Origin of the sequence: Sinorhizobium fredii (assembly GCF_002944405.1) — a bacterium.
Classification (GTDB): domain Bacteria; phylum Pseudomonadota; class Alphaproteobacteria; order Rhizobiales; family Rhizobiaceae; genus Sinorhizobium; species Sinorhizobium fredii_C.
Genome location: NZ_CP024310.1, coordinates 696,940 through 710,407, shown reverse-complemented (window position 1 = coordinate 710,407; position 13,468 = coordinate 696,940). Strand labels below are relative to the sequence as shown.

Annotated in this window: 19 protein-coding genes; 8 read left to right on the top strand and 11 right to left on the bottom strand. The window is 62.1% G+C overall.

Annotated features, from left to right (window positions below; all coding sequences use genetic code 11):
- Nucleotides 1-41: 41 nt before the first annotated feature.
- Entirely contained in the window at nt 42-1,061 is a 1,020-nt protein-coding gene (locus tag NXT3_RS27110; protein WP_037419336.1) for a LacI family DNA-binding transcriptional regulator, read from the bottom strand.
- A 315-nt stretch (nt 1,062-1,376) separates the two neighbouring features.
- Between NXT3_RS27110 and NXT3_RS27105 the strand changes: the two genes are divergently transcribed.
- On the top strand, nt 1,377-1,538 hold the full coding sequence (locus tag NXT3_RS27105; RefSeq protein WP_018237148.1) for a Thivi_2564 family membrane protein: 162 nt from the start codon (nt 1,377-1,379) through the stop codon (nt 1,536-1,538).
- Between the two features lie 550 nt (nt 1,539-2,088).
- Here NXT3_RS27105 and NXT3_RS27095 read toward each other — a convergent pair.
- Entirely contained in the window at nt 2,089-2,433 is a 345-nt protein-coding gene (locus NXT3_RS27095) for a hypothetical protein (protein ID WP_037419330.1), read from the bottom strand.
- 334 nt (nt 2,434-2,767) lie between these two features.
- The gene (locus tag NXT3_RS27090; RefSeq protein WP_097525871.1) at nt 2,768-3,865 is read right to left on the bottom strand and encodes a DUF475 domain-containing protein; all 1,098 of its coding nucleotides are present in this window, start codon (nt 3,863-3,865) and stop codon (nt 2,768-2,770) included.
- Between the two features lie 413 nt (nt 3,866-4,278).
- Between NXT3_RS27090 and NXT3_RS27085 the strand changes: the two genes are divergently transcribed.
- From NXT3_RS27085 to NXT3_RS27060, 6 genes are all read left to right on the top strand, one after another.
- On the top strand, nt 4,279-4,530 hold the full coding sequence (locus NXT3_RS27085; protein ID WP_037419326.1) for a DUF982 domain-containing protein: 252 nt from the start codon (nt 4,279-4,281) through the stop codon (nt 4,528-4,530).
- Between the two features lie 75 nt (nt 4,531-4,605).
- Nucleotides 4,606-4,896 carry a DUF982 domain-containing protein gene (locus NXT3_RS27080; protein ID WP_037419324.1) on the top strand — a complete coding sequence of 97 codons (291 nt, stop codon included), beginning with the start codon at nt 4,606-4,608 and terminating at the stop codon, nt 4,894-4,896.
- Between the two features lie 187 nt (nt 4,897-5,083).
- The gene (locus tag NXT3_RS27075) at nt 5,084-5,506 is read left to right on the top strand and encodes a low affinity iron permease family protein (protein WP_037419503.1); all 423 of its coding nucleotides are present in this window, start codon (nt 5,084-5,086) and stop codon (nt 5,504-5,506) included.
- Between the two features lie 141 nt (nt 5,507-5,647).
- Nucleotides 5,648-6,022 (top strand): hypothetical protein, encoded by a 375-nt coding sequence (locus NXT3_RS27070; protein WP_037419321.1) that lies wholly within the window; start codon nt 5,648-5,650, stop codon nt 6,020-6,022.
- Between the two features lie 2 nt (nt 6,023-6,024).
- Nucleotides 6,025-6,807 (top strand): SDR family oxidoreductase, encoded by a 783-nt coding sequence (locus NXT3_RS27065; protein WP_037419318.1) that lies wholly within the window; start codon nt 6,025-6,027, stop codon nt 6,805-6,807.
- A 276-nt stretch (nt 6,808-7,083) separates the two neighbouring features.
- The gene (locus NXT3_RS27060) at nt 7,084-7,392 is read left to right on the top strand and encodes a DUF6074 family protein (protein ID WP_097525870.1); all 309 of its coding nucleotides are present in this window, start codon (nt 7,084-7,086) and stop codon (nt 7,390-7,392) included.
- Between the two features lie 21 nt (nt 7,393-7,413).
- On the opposite strand, the gene NXT3_RS27055 is transcribed toward NXT3_RS27060, so the two are convergent.
- The 4 genes from NXT3_RS27055 to NXT3_RS27035 form a co-directional block, all read right to left on the bottom strand.
- Entirely contained in the window at nt 7,414-7,683 is a 270-nt protein-coding gene (locus tag NXT3_RS27055; RefSeq protein ID WP_037419312.1) for a DUF982 domain-containing protein, read from the bottom strand.
- Complete coding sequence (locus NXT3_RS27050) at nt 7,671-8,168, bottom strand: CBS domain-containing protein (RefSeq protein ID WP_097525869.1); 498 nt, start codon at nt 8,166-8,168, stop codon at nt 7,671-7,673. Before NXT3_RS27050 ends, NXT3_RS27055 begins: the two co-directional genes overlap by 13 nt.
- Nucleotides 8,169-8,467: 299 nt before the next feature.
- The gene (locus NXT3_RS27040) at nt 8,468-8,734 is read right to left on the bottom strand and encodes a hypothetical protein (RefSeq protein WP_097525979.1); all 267 of its coding nucleotides are present in this window, start codon (nt 8,732-8,734) and stop codon (nt 8,468-8,470) included.
- A 61-nt stretch (nt 8,735-8,795) separates the two neighbouring features.
- Nucleotides 8,796-9,074, bottom strand: a complete 279-nt coding sequence (locus tag NXT3_RS27035) for a DUF1236 domain-containing protein (protein WP_097525868.1) — start codon at nt 9,072-9,074, stop codon at nt 8,796-8,798.
- 293 nt (nt 9,075-9,367) lie between these two features.
- On the opposite strand from NXT3_RS27035, the gene NXT3_RS27030 reads away from it, so the two are divergent.
- A complete protein-coding gene (locus NXT3_RS27030) occupies nt 9,368-9,889 on the top strand; it encodes a sigma-70 family RNA polymerase sigma factor (RefSeq protein WP_097525867.1) in 522 nt (173 codons plus the stop codon).
- Between the two features lie 19 nt (nt 9,890-9,908).
- Here NXT3_RS27030 and NXT3_RS27025 read toward each other — a convergent pair whose 3' ends face one another.
- From NXT3_RS27025 to NXT3_RS27010, 4 genes are all read right to left on the bottom strand, one after another.
- Nucleotides 9,909-10,067, bottom strand: coding sequence for a hypothetical protein (locus tag NXT3_RS27025; RefSeq protein WP_097525866.1), 159 nt, complete (start codon nt 10,065-10,067; stop codon nt 9,909-9,911).
- A gap of 201 nt (nt 10,068-10,268) precedes the next feature.
- Nucleotides 10,269-10,457: a DUF3008 family protein gene (locus tag NXT3_RS27020; RefSeq protein ID WP_037419299.1), complete on the bottom strand. Its 189-nt coding sequence runs from the start codon at nt 10,455-10,457 to the stop codon at nt 10,269-10,271.
- A 144-nt stretch (nt 10,458-10,601) separates the two neighbouring features.
- The gene (locus NXT3_RS27015; RefSeq protein ID WP_037419297.1) at nt 10,602-11,930 is read right to left on the bottom strand and encodes a hemolysin family protein; all 1,329 of its coding nucleotides are present in this window, start codon (nt 11,928-11,930) and stop codon (nt 10,602-10,604) included.
- 125 nt (nt 11,931-12,055) lie between these two features.
- Nucleotides 12,056-13,396: an MFS transporter gene (locus tag NXT3_RS27010; protein ID WP_097525978.1), complete on the bottom strand. Its 1,341-nt coding sequence runs from the start codon at nt 13,394-13,396 to the stop codon at nt 12,056-12,058.
- Between the last annotated feature and the right edge of the window lie 72 nt (nt 13,397-13,468).

Below are 13,468 nucleotides of genomic sequence, written 5' to 3'. Positions count from 1 at the left end.
CAGTCGCACTCGGCCGGCGAGGCCTAACCAGGCGCGCTCATTCAGTTGGTCTGGGCGCCACCACAGGATTGCCGGACGACCAGCTTGCAGGGCAGCTTGCGCAAGCCCGGCTCGGCCGGGCGTCCTTCGGCAAGTGCAAGCACCATCAACCCGGCCTCCCTGCCGAGTTCCTTCAAGTTCATGTCGATTGTCGTCAGCGGCGGTCGGGTCTGTTCGGCCAGGATTTCCCAATTGTCGAAGCCGATGACGGAAACCTCCTCCGGCACCCGGACGCCACGCTCCCGAAGCGCATCGATGACGCCGCGGGCGATCTGGTCGTTGCCGCAGAAGATGCCGTCCGGCAGCACGCCGCCGGCACCCCACAGATCGGCAATCGCCTGGTGCCCCCAACTCTCCGACCAGACGCCATAGCGCACCGAGCCAGCCTCGCCCGCCTCGTTTATGAAGGCGGAGGCGCGCTCGCGTACGGAAACGAAATCCTCGGGGCCGGTGATATGCACCAGCCTGCGGCGACCGAGCTTCTTGAGCCAGGCCGTGGCGAGCGTCGCCCCCTGCGCGTCGTCGGCCGTGAATGTGACACTTTCCGGCGCTCCGGCGGTGAAGGCATAGATAACGGGCACCGGCAGGCCAGCGAGATCGACCGGGAGAGACCTGTCGATCCGCTTGCCTGTCGCGATGATGCCGTCCACCTGCTTGTCCAGCATGGCGTCGACATGGACCTTGCCGAGGACCGGATCGTCCTCGATGGCGCAGAGGAAGACCGAGACGCCGTGATCGACCAACGCCTCCGAAACGCCGGCCATGACCGGCAGGGTGAAGCGGCCATAGGTGTCGTTGGTCAGAAGCCCGATGGTGAACGACCGGCTCGAGAGCAGCCCCCGCGCCAATGCGTTCGGCCGGAAGCCTATTTCAGCGGCCATCCGCTTGATCCGCGCCCGCGTCTCGGCGGCCATGCGGCCATTGTCGTTCAGCGCCTTCGACACCGTCGAGACACTGACCCCGGCCACCCGCGCCAGATCGTGAATGGTCACGCGTCCGCCTCTGGCCCGCTGCGTCGTCAAATCAGCCTCCGCCTTAGATATAAAGGTGAGAAAACCTTTTCGCACGACAGATGTCAAGGTGAGAAAACGTTTTCTCACTGCCGGCGTTTCTGGACATCTTCGAAGGTCGGAACGCAACACCAGCCGTGCCGCTTGGTCCGTTGCCGCCGACGTGCTCGAAAATATTCGCGCCACGGCCGATCGAGACGCGCGAATTGAGCGCCGATCCTCCCTTGCACGCAAAGCGGCATCTGCAATCTGGCGGCTCAGGTCTTTCCTTCCGCTTCGGCTCCCATAGGTAAAGATTTGTAAGCAACGCAACGGGAGCGGAAATACATGTCCTTACTGATCAGTGTGCTTGTGACCTTCCTCGTCGTCATCCTGGTGCTCTACCTCGTTAACCGGTTGCCGCTGGACGGACGAACCAAGCAAATCGTCCAGGTGATCGTGATTATCATCGGCGTCCTGTCGCTGCTGCGGTATCTCGCGGTTTTCTAATGCAGCCGCGCCAATTGGCAGCAATGCCGATGCAGCCGTTCGTCAACGGCTCTCGCGTCGGGGAAAACAGGCAGTCGGGTTGCGAATCACCCCGTTCAAGGGTGATTATGGGCCGTGTTCACTGATCTCTGATTGCATAGCAGACTGGCCGCTCCAATAATCGAGTCGAGACCATCAACCCAGGATGGGTCTCCAGTATCGGAGGAATTCTTCAATGAACAGAAACGTGATCATCGGTATCATAGTGGTCGCGATCGTCATCCTCGCGGTAATCTTTCTGATGCCGGGTGGCACCGAACAGACTGCCGAGACGCCCCCGGCACCGGCCCCGACAGAACCGGCTCCCGCACCCGCGGCACCCGAACCCGCTCCCGCGCCGGCACCCGAACCCGCACCGACGACGCCGGCACCGGCGACACCAGAACCGACGACCCCGGCGCCCACCACGCCCGCGCCCGCTACGCCGCAATAGCGCTTCGGGCTATCGCGTAGGGAAGACCTCGCGCCCCCCGCCGGGCGCGAGTGTCTGAGACTGTAGCTCAGCAGTCCATCAGTCCGTCAAGGCGTGGATGCCGAGCATGTGGACGGTTTCCACCGCCGCCCCGGCTTTCGTGGGCGCCTCTCTTTCGACAGGGTAGTCTTCGATGCTGCCGCCCCGTCCCCACCGCGCGGCAAGACTCATCAGTTCTTCCTGCTCCTTCCGGAGCCGATGCCAGGCGAGAATATCGTCGGCATGGGCGGCATTCAGCCGCGGATCGTAGAAGCGGGTGATTTCTTCGCCGGCATCCCTGCGGGCGGCCTCCAACCGCTGCTTCAACGCGCTCGCCTCGTCCTTCAATTGGAAATAGCGGCGCATGACGGCAATCAGCGCAAGATCGTTCGGGCTGGCGTTCAACAGCGTTCCTCCGCGTCGTTTCCTGATAACCAAGCCTCCGGGAAGCGCGCCCGGCGTGCTCGGCCTTCGCCCGAAACTGTGACCCTTTTCCGGCAAAGAAAGGCATGAAGCGAAATTTCGCGCACGGCACTTCGATGGATGGCGGAGGACATCCGCGTCGCTCCGGCTGACCCGAAATGAGGAGGCAGCGCCGGCTTGCTCCACCTTTCGGCCTGTGCTGTAGAAGGGGCGCGCTGCTGCCGCAAAATGGCTGCGGCGCTGCAGGCAATCAACCAAAACGGAACGGCCTGGCATGGGATTGCCGGGCCGTCCATCTCAAAGGTGGCGTTCGGAACTAGGCTCGAAGCCGCCCGTCCGGCTCGCCCGCCAAAGCCTCGCCTTGCGCCTGGCGTCTGTTGTGGCGAATCGACGACCAGAGCGAAAGGCCGATCAGGCCAGCGCCGCCAAGGCCGGTGATGACCTCGGGGATATGGATGAGGGTCTGGAAGTACATCACCACGGAGAGGATCAGGATCGCGTAGAAAGCGCCGTGTTCCAGATAGCGATATTCGCTGAGCGTTCCCTTTTCGACCAGCATCACCGTCATCGAGCGGACATACATGGCACCGATGCCGAGGCCGATGGCGATGATGAACAGGTTCTGCGTCAGGGCGAAGGCGCCGATGACGCCGTCAAAAGAGAAGCTCGCATCGAGCACTTCCAGATAGAGGAAGGCACCGAAGCCGCCGCGGGCGGCGGCGCTCATCGTCTGCTCCGTGGCATCCAGAAGGCCACCGACGATCTCGACGACGAGGAATGTCAGCAGGCCGTAGACCGCCGCATGCACGAAGGCGATCGCCTCTTCCCCCTCGAGCAAGGTCGAGAAACCGAGAATGAGGGCGAGCACGAAGGCGATCTCGATGCCCCTGATGGTCGCGAAGCGGGCCATCTTGCGCTCGATCCAGGCGATCCAGTGGACGTCCTTCTCATGGTCGAAGAAGTAGTTGAGGCCGACCATCATCAGGAACGTTCCGCCGAAAGCGGCGATCGGCAGATGCGCCTCATGCATGATGCGGGCATATTCCTCCGGCCGGGCCGCTGCGAGGATGACCGCGTCGATCGGCCCGATATTCGCCGCGATCACCACGATCAACAGCGGAAAGACGATGCGCATGCCGAAGACAGCGATGAGGATGCCCCAGGTGAGGAACCGCTGCTGCCAGACGGGTGTCATGTCCTTGAGCTTGTTGGCGTTGACGATGGCATTGTCGAAAGAGAGAGAGATTTCGAGAACAGCGAGGACGGCACAGACGAAGAAGACCGTCAGCATGCCGCTGAGCGTACCGGTCGATTGCCAACCGACCCAGGCGCCGAGAACCAGACCGGCGGCCGTGGTGAGAAAGGCCCACTTGAAATAGTTAAGTGCGGCCGACTGCGAGTGAGACTGTGTCATTGGCGACCCTCCCCTGCCCGCGACTTCGTCGCGTTTGCAACCGAGAGGTTGTTGGATAGAAAAGAACGCACGGCCGAACGGCCACATGCGTGGAGCATGAGTGGAGTTTTCATGGTAGCGTTATCCGCCGGCTGATTTGCTGGCGGTACCGACATCACGAGAGCGCCGTAATAACTCTCGCCAGAGGGGCCCGGCACCAATGTTCCTCCCGCGATCCGATGTCTGAGAGCGGGAGCGTTTCTTTACTTAGCGACATCGAGCTTGGCGTCAAGACGCAAGAGGCAGCAACCATCGGGTTCCCTGCGGCTTTCACACGCGCCGCTGTTGCGGCGACATCGCCGCCGCCAGGGAACCAAAGACCGGCTCCACCAGTTTGATTTCCATCGGCAAACCAGCGGGCGAGGCAAAGCGTCATGCACTGTTTCTGGTGGGACAAGACCGTCGAATTGGAGCTCGGCGGAACGGGTGGTTATCGGGCCGTGAAAAGTACGCGGGAGGCTGTCGAATGCCTGTCGTCGCGTTGGCCGCAAAACCACGGCCGGGCGCTGGCGGCCGCCAAGCGGACCTGCCTCCAAGCACTGGACGGCAAGATCGCGACCGAGAAAGCCCGCAAGGCCTTCATCAAGGCGGCGGAGGAAGCGCACATATCGATTCGCAGTCAATAGTGGCGCATATTCTGATGTAGTCGAAGCCCGCCTTCGCGAGAGCGCCGACACGCAGGAGGGGCGAAAGGAGCGGCCATGATCGAGATCCCCTGGGAAAAACCCGTCAGCCTGAACATGCTGGACGGCAAGTGCCGCACCGTCGTTGGGCCGCTCGACGCAATAAAGTGTCTGCAAAGCGAGTGGCCGGTCCGCCACGGCGCCTATTACGGCTGCGCGGTGCGCACCTGCAATGCGGCGCTGAAGCATCGCAAAAGACCGGAGGAAGCTCGCGCCGCTTTCCTCGCCGCTTCCCGCGAAGCCTTCCTGACGATCGCCGCGCGCGCCGGCGTGGACCTCGCCGGCGATCCACATCGGCGGCTGGAGTGACCTGACCCGTCTTCATCCGCACCTCAAGGCGTTGCCAGCTTCCGACGGCGACATCGACCTCCGGGAACTCTTTTTTGGTTTCGGGCATTTACCGCGAGCCGACGAGAAGCGGATTTCCGCTTTTGGATTGGCCGGCTGCGGCCGGGACAATTCCGTGATTATCGCAATGAAAGGAACGGTCTCTCGGATGGCGAACAACTTCAGCAGATTTTCAACAGCCGTCGCGGAATATTCCGGCAGGCCGGTCACCTTTGTGGTCGCGGTTGCAACGGTCGCGCTTTGGGGTCTCACCGGACCGCTTTTCGATTTCTCCGAGACATGGCAACTGATTATCAACACCGGGACGACGATCGTGACCTTTTTGATGGTCTTCGTTCTCCAGAATTCGCAGAATCGCGATGGCACGGCGCTCCAAGCGAAACTGGATGAGCTCATCCTGACGAGCGAGGCCGAGAACCGTTTCATCGGAATTGAAAAACTCGATGACGGGGAACTGAAGCGTCTTAGCGAACTCTTGAAGGAGCATGCGGCGAGCGAGGGCGATCAGGCGCTGCATCGGAAGATCACCAAGGCCGCCGACCGGAAGCCGAAGCGCGCCGGGATCCGATAGTCCGCGCCCTCGCCGGGTGGAACTAAAAACAACGCAGGGCCGTTTGCCTGCAGGCACAGAGGAAGCGCGAGTCAGAATTTGCCCGGTTGATGAGGTCTTCATCCCAACCCGGCTCGGAACCGCGACAAGGAGGATGAGCATATGCACGTTGTCGGCACACAGGTTATCCCGGAACAGGGGGGAAGGGCCGGTTTCACCGTTGAGTTCGTCGGAGAGGGCGGCGAGATCGTCTCCGTCTCCCTGCGCAACGACGCCGCCCGCAGCCTCAACCGCATGAATGCAGTGGAGCGCGCCAAAGAGGTGATGATGGAACTCGCCAACACCGCGACCGATGTCCTCGAGAATGGCGAAGGCCAAGCGGACCAGACGAACATGCGCCGCAGTGCGCGTCACAACAAGGATACCGACGAGATGGAACGGCAACTCGACGAGGGGCTCGAGGACAGCTTCCCGGCGAGCGACCCCGTTTCCGTGACGGTTTCAACGATTCCGACAGACCGCGCGAAAAAGCACTAGCCATGGGCGGCGTCTCCTCTGTCGCGCTCGTCACCGGCGCGGGATCCGGCATCGGCAGGGCCACGGCACGTGCGCTCGCCAGGAGAGGCACCAGGGTCGGCGTGCTCGGGCGCACACGGCCCGAGCTTGAGGATGTCGCCGGAGAAATCGGCACCGAGGGCGGACAGGCGCTGGTCCTCGAGGCAGACGTCTCCGAGGAAGCACCGATGCGCGAGGCGGTGGACAAGCTCGTGTCCGACTTCGGCGGGCTCGACATCGTCGTCGCGAATGCCGGCATCAACGGCGTCTGGGCGCCAATCGACGATCTCAAGCCCTTCGAATGGGACGAAACGATCGCCGTCAACCTGCGGGGCACCTTTCTCACTCTGCACACGACAGTCCCCCATCTGAAACGAAGCGGTGGTGGCGCCATCGTCGTCGTCTCGTCGATCAACGGTACGCGAACCTTTACCACACCGGGCGCAACGGCCTATACGGCCACCAAGGCTGCCCAGGTCGCCATGGTCCAGCAACTTGCACTCGAACTGGCGAGGCACCAGATCCGGGTCAACGCCGTCTGCCCGGGCGAGATCGACACCAGCATTGCCGAGAATACGAGCTTGCGCCACGAGCAGGAAACGGCGATCGCGGTCGAGTGGCCGGAGGGACAGGTTCCGATCACCGGCGGCAGGCCCGGGCGCAGCGAAGACGTCGCCGAACTCATCCGCTTCCTCGTCTCGGATGAGGCACGGCACATCACCGGCAGTCCCGTCTGGGTCGACGGCGGACAGGGGCTGCTGCGCTGACTGATCCCCGCTTCGGTGACGGAAAAAGCCCCGCCGGGTGGCGGGGCCCATTATTCGCATCAGCACTATGGAAAAGCGCGGATCCGTAAGGGGCTTGCGGAGAGGGAACTGTTCCGCGCATTCCGATTGGAAAAACCGGAACCGCTCCGATTTGTTCCCGGCGAGCGGAAATAATCTGTCCTCCTCGGCTGAGGGGCTGCCTTCGGGGACCGGACGAGGAAATCATTAACTATCTTGCCGATAGAGCTTCCCCTAAGGCGAGTGCAGGGTGATTCGATGGAAGCCGAAGTGAACGAGCGGACGAGCATGTTGAAGGCCGGCGGGATTGTCGCATTTCCTCTCGAGGCGCGTAGCGGGGACGTCGATCGTTGCGCCCGGGAACTTGACCGGGTACACGGAAACGCCGCTCTGCAATATTGGAAAATGGAATGCCGCAAGCTTGCGGATGAGCTTTCCCAGCTTGGCCTCAGGGAGGACGAAATCCGCGGCCAAGTGCTCGCCTTCCAGGCCGAAGTTCAGGCCGCCATAGCGCGCCGCTACGAGCCGCCTGCCGCCGGAAAGAACCGATCCGACAGCAGGACATGAGCAGTCGCCGATCCGGCGCTCTCACTCTGTCCAGCTATGGACGGTGAACCGGGCTTCCTCGGCCGCTTTGATGAAGGCGCCGCGAGCAATATCCGGCTCGTCCTGTCCGTCGATCACCCGATCGCAGGCGGCGAGCGCCTCGCTCCTCGCAGTCCCCTCTCCGTCCGCCAATGGCCAATGATTCTTTAGGCAAAGCAATGCGTCACGCGTGCTCTGAACCCGAAGCACGCGGTTCTCTCCTTCGAGTATCACCGCTTCGCTCCACAGGCGGTCCTGCGTCAGGCCGGGCATGGCGTCATTCCTTCAAGCTGCTGTCTTTCCGGTTCGTGGCGGGACATGCCGTCCAGCACGAGGCCGCCGAGTTCCGGGTTAACGCGAATGATGTCTGCGAGCGCGATGATGCCGGCGGCGTGACGCTTTTCGTCGACGACGACGAGCTGCCGAATCCTCAGATCGTGCATCTTCTGGGCCGCGAGCAGGATGCTGTCTCCTTCCTCGCAGGATTCGGCCGCCACCGTCATGAACTCGAACACGGCCGTCGATGTCGACAATCCCTGGGCGACGACCGAGATCAGGATGTCGCGATCGGTGACGATTCCGAGGATCGTACCCACCCCCGGAACTTCGACCGGCAATGCGCCCACTCCGGTCTCCTTCATCAGCCGGGCGACGGACTGCGCCGTATCGGTCGGTGAAACGGTGTAGACCTGGCGTGACATCACATCGCGGACGCGCGACGCCTTATCCATAAGGGCCTTTTCCTCAGGGCCGGCCATCTACAAGGCTCCTGCCATTGACGGAGGCCGGCACCGCGATTTCCTCATCCGGCGATTTCTTGAGCGGCAGGTCGACCTGATGCGGCACGGCCACTTGCGGTTGCCATGCGTTCCGTTGCGCCTTCTTGCTGTGATTTGGATTTTCCGGCGGCCGGGCAACCCTCGGACGCATTTTCTTCACTCGCTGTCGCACGATTCAATCCCTTCTGTTGACGTGGACCTCCGCGCAAACGCGCGGACTTTCGGTTAACGCGCCAACAGAGAGTGCGGTTCCCTACAAATTTTCTTGGCTTTGCTGTTTAACCGCGTCGCGGTGAATCCGGATCGAGCGCGGCGCGCATCGTGGCGGCCCGAAGAATGGCGGTGATCTCCTCCGTCATTGCATTTTGCCTCGCGAAGGCCTCCGAGGGGACGATTCCGGGATCTTCCTCATGATCCTGGACAACCCGGACCTCGTCGAGGACACGGTTGATCTCCGGCCAAACATCCTCGTGGCGCGCCAGCGCCGAAAGGATGGCAATTAGGATTTCCCGGTGGGCTGCCAGCTGAAATTCAATATCCTGCATGGTCGCCTCACAGACCAGAAGTGCGGCATGGAAGAAGTCCGCCATGCCGCAATTTGAATTATTACTGAACGACCTCCACGACCGCGCGGGTCTTGGGATTTATGACCACCCGCTTTTCGTTCACGATCGCATAGGCAAAGTCCGGCTGATCAGGAATGGTATGGATCTCCACCGTCTCCGGCAGGGGCTGTCCCACGACGATCTCCCCCTCAAAGGCCACGGATGGCGTCTTTTGCTCCATGACATAGGTCCTGACCTCACCTGGCAGCACGACAGTCGTTTGGGCAATCGCTGATGCCGGGAGGATCAGGGCGGCACAAATCAAGGCAAACTTCTTCATGATTTTCTCCTTTCTAGGACCCACCTAACCGAGTGCGACAGCATTTGGTTCCCGCAAACCGTTTGGCCCCTCCTGGCGAACATCTTTATCGTGCCAAGCAGAAATACTCGGATTCTGGCCCGACCTGGAGAGACGGGGGCGATCGATGCGAGCACCGGCGAATGAGCGATTTCGACGCTGCTCCCGTACCAAACGCCGCGAATTGTCCGGCTCTCCAGGAACCAAAACCGCAGACAGGCATTTTCCTTCGCGTCACCAAAAAAGTACTCAGGTCCAGAAGGGCGATATTTGATATGCCTGCCACCGCCGGTCACGCGTCGCAGCCCTCACCGCACATTGAAGAGCAGGTCGTGGACCTGATCCCGGCGTTGCGGGCCTTTGCGCGGACTTTTACGTCGGCGTCCTTCGAGGCCGACGATCTCGTCCAGGAAACGCTGCTTCGCGCCCTGCGCAGCATCGATCAGTTCGCACCGGGCACGAGCCTCAAATCTTGGCTGTTCACGATCATGCGCAATGCGTTCCGCACGCAGTACAAGATTCGCACGCGTGAAGGCCCGGGAAGCACGAACTGCGCGGAGTTGCCGATCCCAATGGCTCCTTCCCAGGAGTGGTCGGTGCTCAATGGCGAGCTGCGGACCGCCTTGGGGTGTCTTTCTCCCGAGCATCGCGAAGTGCTGGTGCTCGTTGCGGGTTTTGGCATGAGCTATAAAGAGGCAGCCGATATCTGCGACTGTGCGATCGGAACGATCAAGAGCCGACTAAGCCGCGCGCGCGATGAGTTGACCGTGCAGATGCACGGAAACCCCCTGAACTAGATAATGCACCCCCGGCCCGTCACTTCTTGCGGGCGTTGAGCGCCTCCTGCAACCGCTGTGCCAGTTCAAGCAGACGTTGCGGCACCGGTTCCTTTTCGATCTTGCCCAACAGAAATGCGATCCGCTCCTCGACGGCCATGTCTGCGTCTGCGTCCGTACGGGCCTTTGGTTCGCTCATTCGTCCGTCCTTCTTACCGGGGTGCCGAACCTAAAATATGGTCCCCGGTTCCTGGTGTAAATCACCAAAACGAAGCCGACACGAAAACCTTATCCCCTTGAATTGGAACAACTTTGCCGCAAGCGGCGCAGTCGGATCGTCACCGGCCGAAGGTTGACGGCGCCAGAAGTGTGGCGGCAGATCGGCCTCCAGGGTGCGCTCTCAGGACTTCGACACGTGTTCCTTCTTGCCCTTGCGCTTGGTCGACGCCATCTCCTCTAGCTCCTTTTCGCTCATGGAGTCGGCCATGCCCTTGGACGCCCCCTTGAGCTCGCTCTTTTTCATGTCGCCGCGCTTGGCGGCGAGCGCGGCACCGGCCGCCTTCTGCTGAGCCTTCGATTTTGCTGGCATTTCTCTTCCTCCGCTCACGCGAACCGAGAGGCCGCAGCCTGGCGATCACGCATCATTCGGCTCCGGGCCATCGGCCATGTCGAGGCCCTCGGAACCGGCGAGATCGGATTATGTTCCGCGAACTGCGCCGGATTGGAGAGGCTTTTATTGCGGCTCGGCGAGGCTCGTCGCCAGGATCTTGTCGATCCGTCTGCCGTCCATGTCGACGATCTCGAAGCGCCAGCCATCGAACTCGAAACATTCCCCGGCCTCGGGGAGATGCCCGAGGATGTGCAGCGCAAAGCCTGCGATCGTATGATAACCGCCGTCCTGCGGCCGGTCGCGCAGCTTCAGCCGGTCGAAGGCGTCATGGGCAGGCATCATTCCGTCGATGAGTAGGGACCCGTCCTCGCGTTCAATCACCGAGCGTTCCTCCGCCTCAAGATCCGGCAGTTCGCCGGCGATCGCCTCCAAGAGATCCGTCTGGGTGACGATGCCTTCGAGGCTTCCATATTCATCGACGATCGTCGCGAGACGGACGGGCGCCGACTTGAAGCGCTCGAGAACGCGGAAAACCGGGGTCGCCTCGTGGAGGATCAACGGTTCGCGCATGACGCCGAACGGGTTGACCGGCTTGCCGTCGAGCAATTGATCGAGCAGATCCTTCTTCAGCACCATGCCGATCGGCTCGTCGATATTGCCCCTGCCAATCAGCAATTGCTCATGCCGGCAGTCGCGGATCGTCCTGAGCACATCGGCCGGCGTATCGTCGGCATCGATCCAGTCGACGTCGACCCGTGGCGTCATGAAATCGGAAATCCGCCGATCGCCGATGCTGAAGATGCGCTGCACCAGCTCCTGCTGGGCGACATCCAGAAGCCCGGCCTCGTGGCTCTCCGCAACGATGAGCTTCAGCTCCGCCGGCGAGTGCAGCGAGGCCTCGCCTGCTCCCGTCCTCAAGCCGGCGAGACGCAGGACCATATTGCCGAGCCCGTTCAGCACCAGGATGGCCGGCCTGAGCAGAAACAGGAAAAGACCAAGCGGCCGGACGACTGCAAGCGCCGTACCCTCGCTGCGCTGCAGCGCCAGGCTCTTCGGCGCCAATTCTCCGAGCACGATATGGAGCGCGGTGATAATCACGAAGGAGATCACGGCGGCGACGGCGTGCGAACCGGCGATGGCCCAGAACTGCGGCAGGATCGACAGCAAGGGTTCGATAAGATGGGCGAGAGCCGGCTCGCCGATCCATCCGAGAGCGAGCGACGAGATGGTGATGCCGAGTTGCGTCGCGGCGAGATTGGCGTCCAGATTGTCGACGGCGCGGCGCAGCGCGCTCGCATTCATCCGGTTTTGCGTCACCAGTTCCGCAACGCGGCTACGCCGAACCGAGACCAGGGAGAATTCGGCCGCAACGAAAAAGCCGTTGGCAGCCACAAGCAGGAACACCGCCATGATTCCGAGAAAATCGAACAGGCTACTGTCAGGGGTGGGCATGTTCTCCTTTCAGGCCCTAGCGGGCCCAGCCGTTTCACCGAACGGGGAGTGTAGCACGCCGTTTCCAGCCGGCACGGCAGCTCTACCAGAATCTCGTAAGCCTGGATCGGACCGGGTGCTATCTGCTATTCGTTGTGGATCTCGAGCGTCTTGCTGAAGACCAGCGCGGCGATGGTGCAAAGGGCGCCCGAAAGCAGGTAGTAGCCAGCGAAAGCCAGACCGAAACGGCTGGTCAGACCCAGCGCCACCAGCGGCGCGAACCCCGCGCCGATCAGCCAGGACAGGTCGGAGGTGAGCGCGGCACCCGTGTAGCGATAGGCCCGGCCGAAGCGCGATGCGACGGCACCGGCAGCCTGGCCGAAAGACAGGCCCAGAAGGCTGAAGCCGATGATCACGAAAGCATTCCTGCCGGCGACGCCCGCCTCGAGCAGCATCGGCGCGACAAAGCTGAAGATCGCGATCAGCACGGCGCAGACGCCGAGGTGATAGCGCCGGCCGATGCGGTCGGCGACGAGACCCGAGGTGACGATGGCAAGAATGCCGCAGATGGCTCCTACGAACTGCACGATCAGGAACGAGCTCGCGCCGTGATCCGTGTAAATTTCCACCCAGCCGAGCGGAAAGACGGTGACGAGATGGAAGAGTGCGAAGCTCGCAAGCGGCACGAAGGCGCCGATAAGCACGTTGCGCCCATGTAATCGCAGCACTTCGGTGACCCGCCTTGCCTGCAGCTCGTGCTCCTCAAGCAGGGTGCCGAATTCCTTCGTCATCACCAGGCGCAGCCGCGTGAAGAGCGCCACGACATTGATCGCGAAGGCGACGAAGAACGGATAGCGCCATCCCCAGCTGAGGAAATCGGCCTCGGACAGGGACATCAGGAAATAGGCAAAGAGCGCACTCGCCAGCATGAAGCCGATCGGCGCGCCGAGCTGCGGGATCATTGCATACCAGCCGCGGTGATGCTGCGGCGCATTGAGCGCCAGCAGCGAGGCGAGCCCGTCCCAGGCGCCGCCGAGCGCAAATCCCTGCCCCAGCCTGCAGATCGCCAGCATGATTATCGCCCAGCCCCCGAGCGTTGCATAACCCGGCAGGAAGGCAATCGAAGCGGTCGAGCCGCCGAGAATGAAGAGAGCGATGGTCAGCTTGACGCCGCGGCCATAGGTCCGGTCGACGGCCATGAAGACAAGGGAGCCGACGGGACGGGCGACAAAGGCCAGCGCGAAAATGGCGAAGGAATAGAGCGTTGCGGTCAGCCGGTCGGGCGCGAACGGAAAGAAAAGCTGCGGGAAGACGACAACGGAGGCAATGCCGTAAACGAAGAAGTCGAAGAATTCGGCGGCCCGGCCGATGACGACGCCGATGGCGATATTGCCTGCCGATACGGGCCGGTCGTCGTGCATGCGCCGCGCGTCTCGCTCCATCGAGGAAGACGACGGGCCGAGGGACTGCTGCGTCACACTTCTCATAAACAAAGCCTCCCGCTGCTCGGCGCCGGTCTGACGCGCGCCTCTCAAGGCGATGTTGATCAAAGACCGGAT